Origin of the sequence: Herbidospora sp. NBRC 101105 (genome assembly GCF_030269205.1) — a bacterium.
GTDB classification, from domain to species: Bacteria; Actinomycetota; Actinomycetes; order Streptosporangiales; family Streptosporangiaceae; genus Herbidospora; species Herbidospora solisilvae.
Map to the genome: position 1 here is coordinate 188,377 of NZ_BSSX01000009.1, position 18,025 is coordinate 206,401.

The 18,025-nt window shown below is 62.4% G+C and carries 20 protein-coding genes and 1 tRNA gene; 9 read left to right on the plus strand and 12 right to left on the minus strand.

From position 1 onward, the window contains the following. Positions 1-53: 53 nt before the first annotated feature. Together sepX and QSK34_RS33330 are read left to right on the plus strand one after the other, a co-directional pair. Positions 54-635, plus strand: coding sequence for a divisome protein SepX/GlpR (gene sepX, locus QSK34_RS33325; RefSeq protein WP_161483589.1), 582 nt, complete (start codon positions 54-56; stop codon positions 633-635). Positions 636-688: 53 nt separating this feature from the next. Beyond that, positions 689-765, plus strand: a tRNA-Ala gene (locus QSK34_RS33330). 89 nt (positions 766-854) lie between these two features. Here the strand turns inward: QSK34_RS33330 and QSK34_RS33335 are convergent. The 8 genes from QSK34_RS33335 to QSK34_RS33365 form a co-directional block, all read right to left on the minus strand. Then, positions 855-2,051 (minus strand): site-specific integrase, encoded by a 1,197-nt coding sequence (locus QSK34_RS33335; RefSeq protein WP_285590136.1) that lies wholly within the window; start codon positions 2,049-2,051, stop codon positions 855-857. After that, on the minus strand, positions 2,029-2,205 hold the full coding sequence (locus QSK34_RS33340) for a ribbon-helix-helix protein, CopG family (protein WP_285590139.1): 177 nt from the start codon (positions 2,203-2,205) through the stop codon (positions 2,029-2,031). The genes QSK34_RS33335 and QSK34_RS33340 overlap by 23 nt, the downstream gene beginning before the upstream one ends. A gap of 172 nt (positions 2,206-2,377) precedes the next feature. Next, the gene (locus QSK34_RS37870) at positions 2,378-2,551 is read right to left on the minus strand and encodes a helix-turn-helix domain-containing protein (protein ID WP_353051468.1); all 174 of its coding nucleotides are present in this window, start codon (positions 2,549-2,551) and stop codon (positions 2,378-2,380) included. Positions 2,552-2,718: 167 nt separating this feature from the next. After that, complete coding sequence (locus tag QSK34_RS33345; RefSeq protein WP_285590142.1) at positions 2,719-4,464, minus strand: helix-turn-helix domain-containing protein; 1,746 nt, start codon at positions 4,462-4,464, stop codon at positions 2,719-2,721. Positions 4,465-4,499: 35 nt separating this feature from the next. Further along, entirely contained in the window at positions 4,500-4,835 is a 336-nt protein-coding gene (locus QSK34_RS33350) for a hypothetical protein (RefSeq protein WP_285590144.1), read from the minus strand. A gap of 51 nt (positions 4,836-4,886) precedes the next feature. Continuing rightward, on the minus strand, positions 4,887-5,078 hold the full coding sequence (locus QSK34_RS33355) for a hypothetical protein (protein ID WP_285590146.1): 192 nt from the start codon (positions 5,076-5,078) through the stop codon (positions 4,887-4,889). A 9-nt stretch (positions 5,079-5,087) separates the two neighbouring features. Further along, positions 5,088-5,294: a hypothetical protein gene (locus tag QSK34_RS33360; RefSeq protein WP_285590147.1), complete on the minus strand. Its 207-nt coding sequence runs from the start codon at positions 5,292-5,294 to the stop codon at positions 5,088-5,090. A 148-nt stretch (positions 5,295-5,442) separates the two neighbouring features. Beyond that, on the minus strand, positions 5,443-5,808 hold the full coding sequence (locus QSK34_RS33365; protein ID WP_170990932.1) for a hypothetical protein: 366 nt from the start codon (positions 5,806-5,808) through the stop codon (positions 5,443-5,445). A gap of 230 nt (positions 5,809-6,038) precedes the next feature. On the opposite strand from QSK34_RS33365, the gene QSK34_RS33370 reads away from it, so the two are divergent. Continuing rightward, entirely contained in the window at positions 6,039-7,070 is a 1,032-nt protein-coding gene (locus QSK34_RS33370; protein ID WP_285590152.1) for a P-loop nucleotide/nucleoside kinase family protein, read from the plus strand. After that, positions 7,067-7,630, plus strand: coding sequence for an ATP-binding protein (locus QSK34_RS33375; protein ID WP_285590155.1), 564 nt, complete (start codon positions 7,067-7,069; stop codon positions 7,628-7,630). Before QSK34_RS33370 ends, QSK34_RS33375 begins: the two co-directional genes overlap by 4 nt. A gap of 57 nt (positions 7,631-7,687) precedes the next feature. Here QSK34_RS33375 and QSK34_RS33380 read toward each other — a convergent pair whose 3' ends face one another. Beyond that, positions 7,688-8,323 (minus strand): hypothetical protein, encoded by a 636-nt coding sequence (locus tag QSK34_RS33380; protein WP_285590160.1) that lies wholly within the window; start codon positions 8,321-8,323, stop codon positions 7,688-7,690. A 433-nt stretch (positions 8,324-8,756) separates the two neighbouring features. Between QSK34_RS33380 and QSK34_RS33385 the strand changes: the two genes are divergently transcribed. The 3 genes from QSK34_RS33385 to QSK34_RS33395 all read left to right on the plus strand — a co-directional run bounded on the left by QSK34_RS33385 (position 8,757) and on the right by QSK34_RS33395 (position 14,202). Then, the gene (locus QSK34_RS33385; RefSeq protein WP_353051469.1) at positions 8,757-8,993 is read left to right on the plus strand and encodes a winged helix-turn-helix domain-containing protein; all 237 of its coding nucleotides are present in this window, start codon (positions 8,757-8,759) and stop codon (positions 8,991-8,993) included. 346 nt (positions 8,994-9,339) lie between these two features. Further along, the gene (locus QSK34_RS33390; protein ID WP_285590165.1) at positions 9,340-12,891 is read left to right on the plus strand and encodes an NACHT domain-containing protein; all 3,552 of its coding nucleotides are present in this window, start codon (positions 9,340-9,342) and stop codon (positions 12,889-12,891) included. Positions 12,892-13,800: 909 nt separating this feature from the next. After that, complete coding sequence (locus QSK34_RS33395; RefSeq protein ID WP_285590166.1) at positions 13,801-14,202, plus strand: hypothetical protein; 402 nt, start codon at positions 13,801-13,803, stop codon at positions 14,200-14,202. A 286-nt stretch (positions 14,203-14,488) separates the two neighbouring features. Here QSK34_RS33395 and QSK34_RS37875 read toward each other — a convergent pair whose 3' ends face one another. The 3 genes from QSK34_RS37875 to QSK34_RS33405 all read right to left on the minus strand — a co-directional run bounded on the left by QSK34_RS37875 (position 14,489) and on the right by QSK34_RS33405 (position 16,591). Then, positions 14,489-14,719: a DUF6000 family protein gene (locus QSK34_RS37875; RefSeq protein ID WP_353051452.1), complete on the minus strand. Its 231-nt coding sequence runs from the start codon at positions 14,717-14,719 to the stop codon at positions 14,489-14,491. A gap of 310 nt (positions 14,720-15,029) precedes the next feature. Then, complete coding sequence (locus tag QSK34_RS33400) at positions 15,030-15,515, minus strand: YxiG-like protein (RefSeq protein ID WP_285590168.1); 486 nt, start codon at positions 15,513-15,515, stop codon at positions 15,030-15,032. Between the two features lie 242 nt (positions 15,516-15,757). After that, positions 15,758-16,591 (minus strand): SDR family oxidoreductase, encoded by an 834-nt coding sequence (locus tag QSK34_RS33405; protein WP_285590171.1) that lies wholly within the window; start codon positions 16,589-16,591, stop codon positions 15,758-15,760. A gap of 76 nt (positions 16,592-16,667) precedes the next feature. Between QSK34_RS33405 and QSK34_RS33410 the strand changes: the two genes are divergently transcribed. Together QSK34_RS33410 and QSK34_RS33415 are read left to right on the plus strand one after the other, a co-directional pair. Then, positions 16,668-17,264 (plus strand): TetR/AcrR family transcriptional regulator, encoded by a 597-nt coding sequence (locus QSK34_RS33410; RefSeq protein ID WP_285590172.1) that lies wholly within the window; start codon positions 16,668-16,670, stop codon positions 17,262-17,264. A 364-nt stretch (positions 17,265-17,628) separates the two neighbouring features. Then, positions 17,629-17,985: a YciI family protein gene (locus tag QSK34_RS33415; RefSeq protein ID WP_285590635.1), complete on the plus strand. Its 357-nt coding sequence runs from the start codon at positions 17,629-17,631 to the stop codon at positions 17,983-17,985. The last annotated feature ends 40 nt before the right edge of the window (positions 17,986-18,025 follow it).

The following is an 18,025-nucleotide window of genomic DNA, read 5'->3' on the forward strand; positions in this document are numbered from 1 at the left end:
ACGGTGCGTGACGTGAGCATGCAGGCGGGCCGAGTCCGGGAGGAGAGCAGCCGATGAGCAGCGTCCTCCTTTATCTCGCCATCGTCGCAATGTGGCTCGGCGTCCTCGTCCCGATGTGGCTACGCCGCGACCGCTATGTCCTAATGGATGAAGACAAGGACAACACCGAGGGCGACACCTTGATCGAAACCCCCGATCAAGCCACCCCCTCGCCCGCGACGTCGGAAGAGGAGGCATCGGTGCCCGAACCCGCCGCCGCCTCCGACCCCCAGTTCGCGACCAACCGCCGCCGGGCCCGCATCCGGGTCCGCCGGCGCCGCACCCTGCTGTGGTGCGTGGCCATGGTCCTGGTCTCCTCGATCGCGGCCTTCCTCGGCGTGGTGCCGTGGTGGGGCGTGGCACCGGCCGCACTCCTGCTCGGCCTGTACGTGACGCTGCTGCGGGTAGCCTCCAAGCTGGAGCACGAACAGCAGGACCTGGCGGCCCGGGTACGGGCCGACCGGCTCCGGCGAGCCCGGGCCGAAGCACGACGGGCGGCCGCGGCGGCGATCGAGGCCGAGATCATCGAGCTGGAGAAGAAGCGCGGTGGCGTGTTCGACCAGTACGCGGATCACCGGCGAGCGGTGGGGGACTAGCGCGCGGATGGCGCGAAGGGGTGCTGGAGTTTGGTAGCCTAGATCTCGTTCACGGGGCTATAGCGCAGTCCGGTAGCGCACTTCGTTCGCATCGAAGGGGTCTGGGGTTCAAATCCCCATAGCTCCACCACGTGATAGCAGGTCAGAAGGGGTTTCGGAGATAATCCGAGGCCCCTTTTTCGATCTTTGAGGCCGTGGGGAGCCAAACGGGGAGCCACCTCACGCAGACTTACGCTTGCTCTTCCTGGTTGTGCCGAACACCCTGTTCATCGTGCCCGCACCCGTCGCGATGACGGGCTTCAACTGGTGGCGGTAGACCTGTTCCGTGACGCGGGTGCCGGCGTGCCCGACGAGATCGGCGATCGTCTCTAAGGGCACGTCGTTGTCACTCATGATCGAGACGAACGAGTGACGGAGTTCCCGGGGGACCCAGTCACCTTCGAGGTTCGCCCGCTTGATGATGGCGCGGAATGAGCGGCGGACGTTGTGAGCGTCGAGCGCTGTTCCGACGCCCGTGGAGAAGACGAGACCGTGATCCGTCCACAGTTCGCCGGCTTCGAGCTGTTGAGCGGCCTGTGCGGCTCTGTGCTGCTTGAGAGCGGTGGCCGCCTGGTCGGGGAGTTCCAGCGAACGCCGTGACTTGCGGGTCTTGGTGTCGCCTCCCACTCGATCGGCACGCCATACGTAGATGGCGAACCGCTTGTGATTGAACCCCGCTTCGAGGACCGGTCGCCATGCCTTGTCCTTCGGTACCCAGGTGACGACGTGATCCCATCTGAGGGCACGGGCTTCCTCAGTCCGGATTCCGGTCGTCAGGCTGACGACCACGTAAGCGTGGAGCGGTGATGTCTTCGCCGCGTCGAGCAGGGCGGCTGCCTGGTCACGGGTGAGTGCCTTGCTCGGGCGGCCCTCCTTGCCTTTCGGGGTGATGACGAGTTCTGCGACGTTGCGGATCACCAGTTCGCGGGCCTGTGCGTGGCGCGTCGCCCGCTTGAGGATCGAGTGGACTGAGACGAGCGTCCGTGTGGCCAGCTTGCCGGTTAGACCTTCGAGCCATGTGTCGACGTCATCGGCCTTGAGGGTGCTGAGCTTCGCCTTGCCGATCAGCGGAATGACGTGCTGATCGGCGAGGATCTTCAGCGTTCCGATAGTGCTCGCGCTCTGCTTCTTGAGCCCGGTGGCGAACCAGTCCTCTACTGCGTTGCGGACGGTGTAATTCTCTGGGCTCTTGACCCCGGATTCGAGGTCCTTCACAGCCCCGATCAGCTTGTCTTTGACCTCGGCCTTGGTCTTGCCCTTGCGCTTGAGGCGCAGTCGCTTCCCATCGGCGGCGAACCCAAGCGAGATCGCTCCGGTGTAGCCGCCAGCCTCCTCATAGAGGGTCCCCTCGTACTTACCGATCATGATCTTCGACATGCGATGCCTCCTCGTGGCGGGTGAGGTACTCCTCGATTGCCTTTCGGATCACCCATGACACGTCGCGCTCCTGCGATTCGGCGTAGCGGGTGAGGCGCGCTTTGAACGCGGTCCTGACCCGCACGGCCGGCAGCGTGGTTCGGTCGTCCGACATGAGATGCCTCCTCTCGTTGTTGCGATGAGGTGCGCGTACTTGCCGATGGAGTTGTCAAAAGGCGTCTGACCTCAGGACCTTCCGGCCGGTGTTCGGTCGGCGTATCCGGGTCTGTAGCGCAACGTAGCACAGCGGCATGGCGCTGCATACTGCTCTATACCGCTTCATGCTTTTAGTGCATCTCTTCGATTGAGGAAACGAAGTCGGCAAGGTGCTGGTCGGTGATGCGGCGAAGCTTGCCGATCTTGATGCTGTTGAGCTGCTTCGTGCGCAGAAGTGCGTAGACCTTGTCGCGTCCGATGTTGAGGATCTCGGCGACCTGTTCGACCGTGTACGCCTGGATGATGGATCACCTCCTTTCCCCGGGGTCGTCGCCCGGGGTGTCTGGTTGTCGTCGGGCGATCACCTCTCTTGGTTACGGTGTGTGTTTGTCTCATGGGTTCGTCTCAGCGTTCGTCTCACGCCCATGTGCAGACGCGCGCGAGACGATGAGACATTGAGACGTTGAGACGATTACGCATTGTGATGACTGTCGGTGGCGCGCCAGCGTCCGCGTCTGGTCTGGCGGGCGCGTCCCTCGTCTTCGAGTTGGGCGAGACGGCGGTAGAGCGTGGCGCGGCTCATGCCGGTCGCTGTCAGTAGATCGGCCAATCCGATTCCCTCGTCGGGGGCGTCGTGCAGGGCGGCCAGTAGAGCCGCGTCGGCGTCGTGGGCGCTCTTGCGGTTGGGCTGGTCGCGTGGCTCGTCGGAGTGGACGTGGTTGAGCGCCTGGCGCGATACCTCGTCGAGGGTGGGGCGTCGGTCGGCGTGGCGTAGCGCGGCGCGTTGGACGGTGTCGTCTTCGAGGAGGTAGCCGCGTGCGCGGCGTGGGATGTCGTGCTCGGGTGAGCTGATGAGGAACTTGCCGGGGGCGTCGAGCTTGTCGGCGTGCCAGCCGGCCTTGTGCATGCCCTGTCCCAGGATCAGGTCGACGTCACGACGTTCGCGGACGCGGTAGCTGACTCTGATGTCCATCTGGGAGCGGACGGCGCTGTTGCCCATGGTCTTCTGGGATGGGCGTTGGGTGGCGATGACGAGTTGTACGGCGGGTGCGCGGCCACGTCGGGCGATGGAGTCGGCGTGTGCCAGCGCTACCGGGGCTTCGTCGGACAGTTCGGCGTACTCGTCGGTGACGATGACGAGCGCCGGCGCGTCGGGAGTGGGCTCCCAGACCCGTAATCCCTGCATGGCGAGCGTCTCGGCGCGTCCGTCGAGGATGGCGACGGCGTCGCGGAACAGGGCTTCGGCTTCCCGCGGGGTGGTGGCGATGCGGTCGAGGCAGGATGCCCATGGGAGCAGCTCCATGCCGCGTTTGAGGTCGACGCCCCACACGATCGTGTCGGCACACGCGGTGAGATTGCCGAGTAGGACGTTCTGCCCGCCGCTCTTACCCGATCCGGAGACGCCACCGAACAGGCCGTGCCGGCGCAGGAAGGACACCCGTACCGGGGTGCCGTCCTCGAAGACGCCCAGTTCGATCGGGTCGTTGATCGAGGTGACGGACGGGCCGGTCCAGCCGATGGCGTCGGCGTGCGGGTCGGTCTCGATCACCCGGATTTCCATCCGGTTGGCTCGCTCGGGGATGGGCTGGACGCGGACGGCACCACGGCGGGTGCCCAACGCTGACTCGATCTCGGGGATGCGGCCCATGGCGTGTTCCACGGTCTGGCCCCGGGCGAGGCCGATGCGGGCGCGGTACCCCCACAGGTCGACGAACGCCGATTGCACGCGGGAACCGGTCAAGCCGATGGCGTGGGAAATCTCCGGCCACGCGGCCAGCGTGCGTTCAACCCGCACCCGGGCACGGCGGCGACGGTGGACCCACCACGGCAACGCGAGGACCAGCGTTCCCGCTGCGAGGAGTGCGGGCATTGGCGGGTTGAACGGGCCGTGCGCGGCGGCGAACGCGATCCAGCTCCCGGTACAGGCGACGGTGAGCGCCGCGTACACACGCTCACTGACGCGCAGACGGAGCGCCGTGCCTCCGAACATCGCGACCAGGGCGACGGCGACGCCCGTACCGACGATGATCGGTTGAGCCCATTCCGGGCGGGTGACATGCACGGTGGCACCCGTGAGCACGGTCAACCCGGAGATCAGCAACGGGCCCAGTTCGGAGCGTCGACGCCACAGCCACGACACGATGAGCGTCACGGCGAGCGGGCCGAACTGCATGTTGGCGTCGATCATCAACATGGGTTCGACGCCGTATCGGCGCATGCGGCGTACCTGAGAGCGGGACAGGCGGCGGGCCCTCACGGAGCCTCGCCACGCTGAGCGGACAGTTCGTCTCGCACGTAATAGAGCGGATCGGGTTCGCCGTCGCGGTCGGCGGCGAGGGTGGCGAGGGCGGCAGCAGTCAGGTTGTGGTGGGCGGTTCGTTCGTCGCGGAGTCGCTCGATCTCGTCGCAGAGGACGGGAAGGGCGGAGAGAATGGCGGCGAGCGCCAAACCCTGCGGAGTGGTGAGCAGAGCGAGGATCACCGGACGGACGGTGGGTTGTTCGGCGAACTGGGTGAGGTAGTCGAGGCGGTTGCGGACCTCCTGGAGACCGGTACGTCGGATGGGCTGTGTGGTCGACGTGGGGATCACCCCCTTTCCTCCCGGGGCGCGTGGCCCCGGGAGCGTTGACGATGTGGACGTTCAGCCGATGAGGAGCTTGAAGACTCGGGCGAGCGTGCTCATGACGTTCTGGAACTCGGGCGTGGAGACGGACTTGCCGAGACAGAAGCCGAACGCGACGCTCACCGCCGCGTGCCAGAGTCGGAGCCGGGTGTACCGGAGCGCGATAAGCAGGGCGACACCGAGCAGCAGGACCAGGGAGACGGAGACCACCAAGGGGATTCACCTCCTCCTCAGGGCTGCCGGCGACGAGTCGAGGACGACCAGACCCGAGACGCGGCGCGTCATCGCGCAGGGAGCGGAGTCGGGGGCGTGGTAGATGCTGACGCGGGTCCGGTCGTCCCGCCGGATCTCGGCGGACATGCACAGCACAGCCACGACGGCGGTCACGAGGCCGACCGCGCCACCGAAGGCGATGATCAGGAACACGGGAGGTCCTCCTCTCCGGGGTAGGGGGCCTTGCGACGGCGCCAGCGGTAGCGGGCGAGGCACTTGCGGCAGACGATGGAGCCGAGATCGGCGACTCCTCCGCAGCGGCATCGGTGGCCGCGTGTTCCGGGGATGCGCATCGGGCTCGTCACCACGCATCCGCGTCGGTGGGGTGGATCGAGCCGTCGTAGGACATGAGGGCGTCGTACTGGGCGCGTGCTCTGGTCGAGATGGCCACGGCCGTGTAGCTGACTCCGCCGAAACTCTTGGTGGTCCGGCAGTGTCCGCTTCCGTGGTGGTCGTGGTGGACCTCGCTCCGGAGGGCGGCACCGATCCGGGTGACCTCCGCGCAGCGTGCTTCGTCGGACTCGCCTCGCGGGAAGACGATCATGTCGACGTTGAGCGGGGAGGGGAGCGCGCGATTCCTTTCGAGGAAATACGCCAGCCGGCGCAATCCGGAGACGAATTCGCGGGCCTGGAATTCATTGGGGTCGTAGGTCATTTCTCGGATCACCTCCTGAGGTTCGCCAGGGCTTCTGTCTGGCGTGCCTCAAGTTCACCGAAATCCCGCGAAAACCCCCATCACTAATCCCTAGCCCGGTTCTTAGCCTTGTCGTCTAGCGGCTTTATACGCGAACTAGACGAGTTGGGCGTTCCTCTGGCTTGGGCCTATGTCGGGCCGTAGTATCGCGGCTGCACTTCCGATCATCCCGAGTAGCGGTGACCTACAGGAGGAACCGGCGGATGCAGGTCAAGCATGCTGGGTGGCAGCCGTCCAAGCTGCGGGAACATCGCGAGGCTGCCGGGCTGACGCTCGAAGCGGCCGGCGAGCAGTTGCGCAACATCGGTGAGCAGCACAGTTGGAACCTCGCGGGCAACTTCCAGACCATCGGGAAGCACGAGCGCGGGGAGAGTTATCCGCATGTCCACTACCGGCGCGCGTACTCGCTGCTGTACCAGAGCGACGAGTTCACGTTGGGATTCCGTGCCCAGCCTGCCGACGTGTCCGCTGCGGTTCCGGTGTTGAACGTGCCGGGGATCGTGTCGGAGCCGGCGTTCCAGAAGGAGGCCGCGCGGGCCATAACTGAAGCCCTGGAGCGCATCGCGAGCGGTGTGAGCGAGGGCGACGGGACGATGCGGGCCGTACTCGAATCGCGGGTGCTCGACGCGTGGGGGTCGCGGTTCGTCATCGGGGCTTCGCAGAAGAAGACGCTCACCCTGGTCGGCGGGTATGCCGGATCGGGGAAGACGGAGTTCGCGCGGTTCCTCAGCGATATCACCGGGTGGGCGTTCCTGGACAAGGACTCCATGACGCGGGGAATCGCTGAACGGCTTCTAGTTTCGTTAGGCGGCGATCCGAACGACCGGCATTCGGAACTCTATTTGAGTGAGGTCCGGCCGTTGGAGTATCGGTGTCTGATGGAGACCGCTTACGACAATCTCGACTGTGGTGTGTCCACGGTTCTCTCAGCGCCGTTCATCTCTGAACTCAAGCAAGAGGCTTGGTTGAAGAGGCTGGAGAACCGGTGCGCGGCCAAGGGCGTCGAGGTCGCTGTCATCTGGGTGCGGTGCGACGTGGATTCCATGCGTGAGTACATGGAGTTCCGGTCCGCGCCGCGCGACAACTGGAAGCTTCAGAACTGGGATGACTACGCCGCATCCATCGACACGGAGAACAGTCCGCCCGGGGTTCACGTCACGGTGGACAACCGCTATGGGATGGCGATAGCCACCGCTGACCGTACGCGCGAGACGTTGCGCCGGCTGCTCCCATGACACTGCGGGCGATCATCCTGTACGGGCCCCCGACCAGTGGCAAGGACACGATCACGGCGGCGCTCTCCCGGATCGACGGGCGGTTCACGTACCTGAGGAAACTCAAGGTCGGTGGTGGCCGGTCGGTCGGGTATCAGCCGGTGAGCCGCGAGCAGCTCGACGAGTTGCGGCGGGAGGGGCGATTAGCCGTCGAGACGCATCGATATGGCAACGTCTATGCCGTCGACCAGGCCGACGTCAGCGCCATGCTCACGGTCGGGGCGACGCCCATTGTCCACATGGGGAACATTCCGGACGTGCGGGCCCTCAGCGCGAGCGATTTAGAGACGTGGTTCCGGGTGCGGCTGAATGTTCCCCGGGAGGTCTGCGAACAGCGTTCCCATCAGCGGGGGGACGTTGACACCCCTGCACGCTTACGGGCGTGGGATGAGACTCTTGCCGATCTCCAGACCCACGACGACGGGCACACGTTCCATCTCTGCGTTGAGACGCACTTGATGGATGTCGAGACCGCCGCGCAGACGATCATCACCGCTCTCAAGATCACGAATGATCATTGATGATGTGCTCCGGCGGGGCTGCCTGAGCGGTGACCTCGAAGCAGCCCCGCCGGAGGACTATGCGACCCGCCAGATAGGCGTGATCTCGCTCATGGACACCACGATTCGGTGAGCGACGGAGTACGACAGGAGATCGCTCCCCGACAGGGGAAGCTCAACGTTGTGTTCGCCCGTGAAAGCCGCGTAACCGTCTCCTGCGGGTGTGTAGACGTGGGCCAGGACGCTCACCGGGGTGGCCTTGCCCACCATGTAGACCGCCGGCGCGTCACGAAGGTGAGGGCAGAGGGAGAGCGCCAGAGGCATGCAGTCCAGACACGTCGGCGGCGTGGCGGTCTGGCCGCAGTCGATCCCTGTGCGGCGGAAAACGTCGTCGGTGACGAGCCACGGAACCTTGCCCGACCTGTCGTCCGTGGCAGGACAGCCACAGACCTGACACAGCAGGTCTTCCATGCACTCCCATTGGCGGCGCGCGTTGGGTGATCCCCAGATGGGCTGGCCTTCACGAGATTGACCGGCGCGAGCGCGGAGCACTCCGAGCCGTCTGTCGTCGTCACGCTGGTGCTCGTAGGCAAGCCGCAGCGCGCCAAGGTGGTTCTTGGTGAAGACGAGCGGCGATGGGTCGGTCTCGCCTGAGTACGCGGTGATGTAAGGAACGGGCATCGTCGAAGCGTCGCCGGGTTGTTGGAGCTTCATCGAGATCACCTGCTCCCGATCGCTGGCTGTAGGGCTTCCGCAAGGACTTGGGCGAGGCGGGCGAGCGTGGGGCTGTGCAGAGTGCGGCGGCACTCGCAGAACTGAGCCGGGCAAGCACCCGTCGCGTACCAGATGCCTCCCAGCTCCCAGATCGTCCACTGCGGGTAGTGCTCTCTGAGCTGGTCAGGGGTCATGCGTCACCATGCCGGGCGGCCCGCCGACCTTGGGTGACGCCAAATGCCGACGGGCCTGATCAGGTGGAAGTGCGGACCTTCCAAGGGCTCGTCACCGCCCGCCGCAGAGCATAGACCGGCATATAGAGCGGTGTATAGCGGCATGCCGCGTCATACACATCTATGCAGCTCAGGGGCGTTCTAGGGTGATCAGTATGAGTGCCGTGCCGCCGTACGACCCCGACGCACCGGGACCCGCCATGTATGTATACGCCCGGGTGGCGGATCACATCGCAGCACGGATTACCGCTGGAGAACTGGCACCAGGAACGCGGCTTCCTGGGGAGCGTGATCTCGCTGCAGAGTACGGTGTCGCCCTCGGAACAGTGCGACGGGCCATTGAGGACCTTCGTGCTCGCGGACTCGTCGTCACCTTGCCAGCGAAGGGAACTTACGTCGCTCGCTCCGAAGATGCCGCAGCACGGGCGACTGAATAGGACGATCATTGGTCACGCACCGTGAGCCAGCCTATGAATCGTATGAGGGCTGGCGCTGTGGTTGGCCGCCTTATCTGCAAGGTATTTGCTGAAATTGCCGAATTCGATCCATGCAACGGACTCATGGAGTTGCAGAGAGTAACCAGCTCTGTGCTATGGCCTGTCTAAGGGTTGGCGCGATGAGCAAGGATTTAGGGAATCGGCCGACCGAAAAGCTTGGTTGTAGATAGGCCCAGGTAGACAAAGCCGTCATATGGAACAAACGTGATTAGTCACATTCTCTCCGCGATGCCCCGATTTGGGTCGTAGACTATGCGGAGGGGACGGCTGATTGATTTGGAGACACGTGAGACGGCAGCCGATAAGTTATCGAGATGCGGTAAAGATACTTGGCGGAAATAGCCGCCTAGTTGGTGTTATCAGTACAGCGGCCGGCGTAGGCCTGACAGCTCTCTCGGCTGGTGGCTCTAGCACTGCATTGAGTCTATTTGACCTAAAAGGCGAAGTCTTCCAGATTGCTCGCAACCTAGTTCCTGCTTTAGGGGAGAAGTTCAGAGGGCTGAGCCGGTTTAGTCGTACTGAGCTGATCGAGGCCGCTCACGCCATTGTCGTAATTTCGGCCTTTTTTGAAGCTATGGACGGGTTAGACCCAGATTGCGATTCGCTGCTATCGTCAAAGTCGATAAAAATGATGCCGGCGGAGCAAGTTGCTCTGGCGGCCAACGAGTATAGCGACGAGGGGAAAGATAGCCTTTCGCACATAGTTGAGGCACTTATCAAGCCGGGAGCTCTTCCTGGCCTTGGATTTGGTCCAACTGGCGCGTCTGAGTTGAAAACGTTCTATGAGCAAATGTGTCGACGGCTAGCAGACTTCGTCGAAGGGACTGCCGTTTGGGATGAGCTCAATGACACGATAAAAGATCGTTGGCAGCGATCTGTGTTCAAGTATCTTCCTAGGTCTGCGGTTGTGAAGTACGAAGAGTCCCTACGGCAGCTCGAATCTGACTTTCCTGAGATAGCTTTATGGGCACATAGAGTGGGCGTAAATTCGATCTTAGATAGTATTGCGCAAACACGTGCTGGTCTCGAAAGTAGTGCTCTCAGTTTACGTTCCTTGGCGGAAGCTTTTGAACGCTCGGCAAGCAATACCTCTCACGCTAAGCTCCGCAAGGATCTTGTGACACGCTATTCAAAAGCGATGTTGCGGCCGATGGCCATGATGGGCGAGCTTCCGGAAGGCGTAAGTCTTCCCGCTAAGCGCGATATCTATGTGAACCCGTCTTTCAAAGAGCTGGATCGTCTTAAGCTTCGTAATCAGCAAGATGAATGGGTGAGCGAGCCATCATGGAGTGAGATCGAAACTCGCACGGACTTTTGGACATTCCTTCTGAGGCACTTGATTTCCACTCAAGCCTCTGTTGCTCCGTTGGTGGTTCTAGGCCAACCGGGAGCGGGGAAATCCATGTTCACGCAGGTTCTGGCTGCGGATCTTGACCCCCGAGATTTCACAGTAGTGCGGGTAAAACTTCGCTCAGTAGGATGGGATAGCCCCATTCAGCAGCAGATCGAAGCTGGCCTTCATAATCTAACAGGCCTAACTGTTTCATGGGCAGATTTGGTTGATGAACTCGATACCGCACAGCCGGTTATTATTCTAGACGGATTTGACGAGCTATTACAAGCTAGCGGTGTGGCGCATTACGATTATTTGGAAAAAGTACAGTCATTTCAACAGCGCGAGGCAGAACTGGGTCGCCCTGTTGCTGTGATTGTCACAAGCAGAACTGCTGTGGCAGATCAAGTTCGGTATCCACTAGGCAGCGTCGTGCTGCGACTTGAACCCTTCGACGATAAGCAGGTATCCAACTGGCTGAATACTTGGAACAAAGCGAACCCTGCTAGGCAACTCCCTAGAGAGATAGCATTGGATCAGGGTGACCTTGCAAGGCAGCCGCTGCTTCTGTTTATGCTGGCACTGTTCAATTCTGATGGCGGTTCGCTCACATCCGAGATCAGCCGTGCCGAGCTCTACGAGAGTTTGTTCACTCGGTTCGCAGAACGTGACGTCACAAAGTTAAACAGATCGCTCTCGGATAAACAGAAGCGCCGGGAAATTGAGCTCGAACTCGACCAACTATCCTTCGTGGCGTTTGCTATGTTTAATCGGGGGCGCCAGACCGTTTCTGATAAGGATCTTATTAATGACTTTTCGATTCTTCCGGTAGGCGGCACTATCCGGGACACTCACGGTCACACAAGTTATCGTGAAGCGAGGCGGGATCTGGCCCTGGACGTCGCGCAGCGGCTAGCTGGGCGCTTTTTCTTCAAGCTGTTTGTGCAACATGCTCAGTCAACGTATGGACATTCTGAGAAGAATAAGTCATATGAGTTCCTTCATGCGTCATTCACGGAGTTCTTGGTCGCGCGATGGGTCGCGAAGCAGCTTCGACGGATGGCTATTAAATCCAGGTTCGAGGATGATGAGTTAGGCCATCATCTAGATGACGACAAGCTGCTGCATGCGCTGATTTCCAAGGCCGTGCTGAGTGTTCGTGAAGAACGAATTCTTGACTTCCTGTCTAATATTCTAGAGCAGTCATCTTCTGAAGATATAGATGAGCAAATGCAGGTCATTATTCGCCTTTTCAGGCGATGCCTCTTGCACCGGGCCCAAGACGAATACTCGGAGTATCGGCCTGTATCGCTCAACGCGCCGAGCAGCTTTGCAATATATAGCGTCAACCTTCTACTACTCCTACTTGTTGCTGTGCGCGACGAATCCGACCCTCAGGGTGTTGCTGAAATTCCTCTGAGTGTCATATATGACGAGAGATACTTTCCGTCTCCTGCAGATCGTCTAGCGCAGTTGCACTCATCCATCCGACTGTGGCATGCGCAGTTAAGTCAAATGGAGTGGAGCAGCGTCGTTAGAGTAGTGCGCCTAGGCAATTATGGCGATTCGACTGAATCTATTATTAGTCGCTGGGGCGGTCCCCATGATTTCCTATTTAATGGATACGCCCACATAATCGGCAATGCTGAGATAATTTCCGATCCTACCTGCAATAAGCGTACCATTCTTGGCGATTCGCCGCATAGCGTATTGTCTACAGCAATGAATGAAGTCAATCTTCTGGGAATCGATGCGGCCAGAAGAGCGCTTCAGGGAGGGCTTCCATTCTTCAATAGGCTCGGCCGTGAAGCGTTGGGCTATAGGGGCGCTTTGATCAATAATCTGCTCTTAGATTCTGACTGGATCCCTGTCGAGCGGATGAATGACTATGTTGACAAGATTTTTAGCAACAGTTCAGGAATCAGCGTCAACCTGGCCCGTATGGTGATCTCGCGTCTGTGCTCCCAGTCTGAACGCATGCCTGGGCCATACAGAGATAGCCTTGCGCGCAAACTGATGGGACTTGGTTCAAGTGCCCCTGAGGCGTATTCGGATTTCCTTCTAGCGTGCTCAACTAAAGCTGCTATGGAGTGCTATAACCATATTGTTGGTCCCGGTCGATCTAGGGGCTCTGTAATGGAACTAATAGCCTTGTATGATCTACTGGACCTAAAATCTACTGGCAGCTTAATTGCACCTTACAGTGTGATGTCTGATGGCAAGATTCGGACCGATACTGTTCAGGTGGCGCAGCAGATTCTCAATGTGCCAGAACAGCTTCAAGTGCATTATGTTTCGTTTGACTTAATGAGTCTCGCTCGAAGTGCGCTGAAAGCTAAATTCTTGGCTGCCAATCGTATAGTTCGACACAAGGCCCCTCCGACCAAAATTCAATTCCAAGACTATAAGTTACTAAAGGATATCGCCGGTAAAGTTTTGACTAAAATCGAAAATGCAGGAAATAATCCGGCGTCTCCTTTAATTATCATCGAGAATAATTACTAATTTAATTGCATATAACACGTATCCCCTCAAGGTCGCCGAGACTCAAGCCCTCCATGAGAACTGGAATCGGCCGGCAGTGAGTCGTTCGTGGTCGGGGATGAGAGTGGGCCGCGCGGGAGCCATTATGGGGAGCCACCACCTTGTGACTCCATCAGATCCCTCGCGACCCCCTCAGGGCGTTATCGCAGGTGTAGGACACCCCATTTGTCTCATACCGACCTAGATCGACCCACTGGTCTTGCTTCGCATCGAAGGGGTCTGGGGTTCAAATCCCCATAGCTCCACTCTCGGGACGGCTCGTGGTTGACACCCCTTCGGGGTGGCTGCCACGGGCCGTTCCTCGTTTACCCCGGGGGGCGACCCCCGGACCCCCGATACGAGAGGGCTTCGCCCCCTCGCGCTCCCCCCGGTCCGCTTTCGCGTCCCCTGCGTCGCTGTCGCTCCGGGGTCGCTGCCGCTCCCTGGCGATGGGCTCCGCCCCTCGCGCTCCCTGGACATGCCTCGCTGCGCTCGGATCGAGCTCGCTTCGCTCGGATGATGAGTTCCACGAGCTGCGCCGAAGGACGGGCTGACATGCCGGCGGGGGCGTCCCTCCCTGTTCAAGCTGTCTTTTGGTTGCAGGGGCCAAAAGCTGCATGAACAGGGAGGGGGTGTGGGTCCCTCGTGGGAGGCCCCGGGGAGGGGGTGCGGGGCTCTCGGCACGGAAAACCGGGGGTAGCTGGGGGATCCCCACGACCCCTACAGAGCCGCCGTTTCGGCTGGCGGGGGCCGTTGTGGGGGTCCCACGTGGGACCCCCACGGGCACCGACCACCTGTGGGACCCCCACTTGGGCCAGGCCCTGCGTGAGGTCGAAAACGGACACGCGAAAGGCAAGATCGTCATTACCGCGTGAGCCTATATTGGGACGTATGCCGTTAAGGGGAAGACGTCTGCTGGTCGCCCTGGCGATCTACGCCGCCGCGATCGGTTGTTACCTCTGGTCGCCGTACGGTGACTTCTTCGACGACGGGGTGTTGATCGTGCTGGCGCCCCTCGTGCTCGGCATGATCCTCGGCGCCGCCGCGCGACTGCCGAACTGGTGGCCCGTCGGGTGGGCGGCGTTCCCCGCCGGCGCCTTCCTACTGTTCGGCCTGTGGGGCTGGCTGGACATCCTCGGCATCGGGTTCCTCCCGGCGCCCATCATGATCGCCGTTCCGGCGGTCGGCTACGCGCTCGTGTCGTGGCTCGCCTCACCCGGGTTCGCCTGGCCGAAAGTCGGCGCGGGCGTGCTCGCCTTCGCCACGATCGTGCCGGTCTTCCTGAACGCCTAACCGAAGATCAGCGTGGTCAGCGCCGCCGAGGCGAGCTCGGCGTAGGACCCAGCCGTTCCAGCCGTTCGCGCAGCACCTCCCGGCCGGGCCAGCTCCTCGGTCACCGCGCGGCCAACTCCGCGCGCGCCTCCGGCACATGCCGCTCGACGAGACTCGCGAGCTCTTTGATCTGTACGGCTTTCGCCTGCGCTCCGGCCTGCTCTATGGGCGGAGCCGATTGAACGGGCCGGCCCCCACACCCGCCTGTGGGCACGGTGGAAACGTATCTGCGGCAGTGGCCGCGAGCTCAAGGCGAAGCGTGCGGAGATCGGGACTCATCGGTTGCCAGCTTCTCGTATATGAGCAGGAGAGCGCCGAGGGCGTCCTCTTGGTCGTATCGATTCTCCACTTGAGGCAGGTAGCGATCGAGGTAGGCGGACAGGACCGTCGCATCCTCGTCCTCGCCGAAGCGGGCGGGAGCGGCACACGCACACGGCAAGCCTGCCTGGTGTGCCACTCCTCGTCCATCACGCGTCATTCGGTACGTGACCGTCTTAGGCGAAGGAGTTCTACTCGTTTCCTTCCGAGATCAGGCGCCACGAAGTTCACGACGTCCGCGACTGTCGCCCGACGTCGGGAAGGCGGACAGCGAGACAGACTTTGCTTCGTACGGGGAAACGATCACACGTTCGGGGCGGAGCGTTCGGCCTCGACGCTCACGCCGCTCAAGCCACGAACGGCCGGCGAACAGTCCGTGAGGCATATCAGGGACAGTAGGACGATCACTTCACGCGCACTACAGATGACGGATTTCCCGCGGTTGAGTGATCAGGCGGCGGCTGTGACGCCTATCGAATTGGAAACATGTGGTCCGGTCCGTGTTCTTCAGAGGGGAGTTCTTCGACCCGGAGGTCGGAGAAGATCAAGGTCAGATCGTGGGCGTTGGTCTGGATCCGGACCTCGTGGAAGTCGATGCCGACGGCTGCGGCCCAGCTCCGGGCAGTCGGCGAGTCAGTGATGATCGTGGCTCCGGGATAGAGCAGTTGCCATTGAACGCCCCAGACGTATCCGTCGAGGTCGACGCCCGTTTGGTAGGTGATGAGCCGGTCGTCGAGGGACTCGCGCCATATTTCGGCCGGCACGGTTGTGGTGCAGTCGGCTTGCACACAGAAGCGGAACAGGTAGCGCAGCGTTGCCGGCGCGATCCCGCTTCGCGGATCGGCGGTCGTGTGGATCACTAGTTGGTAGTCGCGCATGTACGTGGTGAAGCCGTGGCGGAGCAGGGTTTGGTCGAAGACATCGTCCAGAGCTTGCTGTAGCTTCACCGGATCCATGGACGCAGTTCTACTGCTAATTGCGCTTGTGGCGGCGTGTGCTATTCGGCGGGCCTTGTCGGCGCAGCCGTGGAAGGCTACGTCACGGTCACGGTCGCGCTGGTATGGCCAGGAGATGGCGATTCAGCACGCGCTGCGGCCTCACTGATGAGCCGCCACCCGCAGCGCGTCAGAAGCGAAGGCGGGGCGACGCTGAGGCCCAGTCGTGCTGCGGAAATCCTGCACCGAACGGCCCGCGGGCCTCAGCGAAAGGCTTCCAAGTTGCGGTTCGCCCAGTCGGCGAAGGTGACCGGTGCGCGGCCGAGGATCTTCTCGACGTCGGGACTGATCTGCTGTTCGCGGACGGTGGGCGTGCCGAGGATGTCGAGAGTGGTCTCCGCCACCTGGGCGGGCATGAACGTCGACATCTGGGCGTGGGCCTCCTCCCTCGTCTGCTCTCTGAAGGTGACAGGCTCGCCGATCGCAGCCCCGATGGCGGCTGCCCGCTGGCGTGGCGTGGTCAACACGGGGCCGGTCAGGTCGTAGATCGCCTTCTCGTGGCCAGCCTGCGTCAGGGTGGCGGCGGCCACTGCGGCGATGTCGCCGGGGTCGACGACCGGGAGGCCGACGTCCCCGAACGGTGCGGCGATCGTGCGGGATGCCCTCACCGATGGCACCCACGCGAAGGCGTTGGAAGCGAAGCCGCCCGGCCGCAGGAAGGTCCAATCCGTACCGGACGCCATGACGGCCTGTTCGAAGGCCGCGAGTGCCTGCCCATGTGACGGGGAGTCCGGGCGGGTGGCCACTCCCTGAGAGGAGAGGAGGACGATCCTGCCGTAATTCGCGAATGGGGCCACCACCTGAGTGGGGTCCCCAGCCATCATCAGGTCTCCTCCGACCAGCAGAAAGACCGCGTCTGCCTCGGTGGGCAGGTCTGCGGACGACCGGGACAGGTCGGCGGCGACCGGGCGGACCCCTGGCGGCACGTCCGCCTCGGTGATGCGGCGCGCTACGGCGGTCACCTCCTGGCCCTCCTCGATGAGCATCCGGACCAGCGTGCGTCCGACGTTTCCCGTGGCACCAGTAACAACGATCATGTCACTCTCCTCTGAGTTAGTTAGCTGACTGACTGAGAAGAAACGTAGCACGGGTCGGGGCCATATAGTTAGTCAGGTGACTGACTTGAAAGAATCCGCCCGTGTTCGGACGGCCGGCGCCAAGCGCCAGCGGCTGATGAGGGCGGCAGCCGAGGTCATGCACCGGCAAGGCGCCGAGCGCACCACTATCGCCGACATCGCGCGGGCGGCCGAGGTGCCCGTCGGCAACGTCTACTACTACTTCAAGACGAAGGACGAGCTTGTCGCCGCCGCGCTCTCCGAGCACGCTCGGCAGCTCGACGTGCTCACCGCCGACCTCGACCGGCTCCCCGCCCCCCGCGAACGCCTCAAGGGCCTGATCGCCGCCTGGGTGGGCCAGCGTGACCTCGCCGCCCGCTACGGATGCCCGACCGGCACGCTCGCCGTCGAGCTGGACAAAGGCGAGGAAGGCGGCCTGGACGTCGAAGCGGGCAAGGTCATCAGGCTGCTGCTGACCTGGGCCGAGCATCAGTTCCGCGAGCTGGGCCAGCCGGACCCCGACGGCTTGGCCCTCACCCTCGTGGGCGCCTACCAGGGCATGTCCCTGCTGGCCAACGCCTTGCGGGACCCCGGGATCATGGAACGCGAGGGCGCTCGCCTGCTCGCCTGGATCGACTCGCTACAGGTCGCCTGAGAAGCACAGGCGGCCATCCCATGAAAAAGCGAGTCGCTCGCACGCTCTGACCCGTGGCGGGAGCCAGATGGGGAGCCACGGCATGCCGCTTGCCGGTCTATCTCGCGGTCACTGCATCCGGAAGAACCGGTACCCGCAGGCGAAAGGGCGGCGACGCGCCGGGGAGCCTGGGCATGCCACTCCCCGGGTCATCTCGCGAACGCGCGGTCACCGCATCCGAAAAACAGGCACTCGGAGACGAAAGGGCGGCGACGCCCCAGAGAGCCACGGCATGCCGCCCGCCACGTCATCTAGTGCTGTGACCACAAACGTTCACCGGGTTGGCGGCACCCCAGCCACGTGTGAGGGTTGGGCCGTGAAATATATGATCCTTATGTACGCCGACCCGGCCGCGACTGAAGCGATGTCCGCCTCGGAACGCGCCGAGGTGGCCCGGCGGCATGAAGCCCTTCACCAAGATCTTGCCGGCTCCGGCGAAATGCTGAACGGAGCCGGACTGGCCTACCCGAAGGACACCACCACCATCCGGTGGCATGCGGGTGGATCCACCTCGACAGATGGGCCGCTGACCGGGGCGACGCTGCAACTCACCGCCTACCACGTGGTCGACTGCGCGAGCCCAGAGCGGGCGCATGCGATCGCCAACCGCGTCCTTGACTTCCATGTCGTAGCTGTCGAAGTACGCCCGATCCACGACTCGTTCGGAATGGGCGACGCCTGATCCGCCCATCGAACCGGTGAACGTTTGTGGTCACAGCACT

Excerpts from the sequence above, each read along its gene's own strand:
- sepX (WP_161483589.1), top strand. The coding sequence starts at position 54 with ATGAGCAGCGTCCTCCTTTATCTCGCCATCGTCGCAATGTGGCTCGGC.
- QSK34_RS33335 (WP_285590136.1), bottom strand. The coding sequence starts at position 2,051 with ATGTCGAAGATCATGATCGGTAAGTACGAGGGGACCCTCTATGAGGAG.
- QSK34_RS33340 (WP_285590139.1), bottom strand. The coding sequence starts at position 2,205 with ATGTCGGACGACCGAACCACGCTGCCGGCCGTGCGGGTCAGGACCGCG.
- QSK34_RS33345 (WP_285590142.1), bottom strand. The coding sequence starts at position 4,464 with ATGCGCCGATACGGCGTCGAACCCATGTTGATGATCGACGCCAACATG.
- QSK34_RS33370 (WP_285590152.1), top strand. The coding sequence starts at position 6,039 with ATGCAGGTCAAGCATGCTGGGTGGCAGCCGTCCAAGCTGCGGGAACAT.
- QSK34_RS33375 (WP_285590155.1), top strand. The coding sequence starts at position 7,067 with ATGACACTGCGGGCGATCATCCTGTACGGGCCCCCGACCAGTGGCAAG.
- QSK34_RS33380 (WP_285590160.1), bottom strand. The coding sequence starts at position 8,323 with ATGAAGCTCCAACAACCCGGCGACGCTTCGACGATGCCCGTTCCTTAC.
- QSK34_RS33385 (WP_353051469.1), top strand. The coding sequence starts at position 8,757 with ATGTATGTATACGCCCGGGTGGCGGATCACATCGCAGCACGGATTACC.
- QSK34_RS33395 (WP_285590166.1), top strand. The coding sequence starts at position 13,801 with ATGCCGTTAAGGGGAAGACGTCTGCTGGTCGCCCTGGCGATCTACGCC.
- QSK34_RS37875 (WP_353051452.1), bottom strand. The coding sequence starts at position 14,719 with ATGACGCGTGATGGACGAGGAGTGGCACACCAGGCAGGCTTGCCGTGT.
- QSK34_RS33400 (WP_285590168.1), bottom strand. The coding sequence starts at position 15,515 with ATGGATCCGGTGAAGCTACAGCAAGCTCTGGACGATGTCTTCGACCAA.
- QSK34_RS33405 (WP_285590171.1), bottom strand. The coding sequence starts at position 16,591 with ATGATCGTTGTTACTGGTGCCACGGGAAACGTCGGACGCACGCTGGTC.
- QSK34_RS33415 (WP_285590635.1), top strand. The coding sequence starts at position 17,629 with ATGATCCTTATGTACGCCGACCCGGCCGCGACTGAAGCGATGTCCGCC.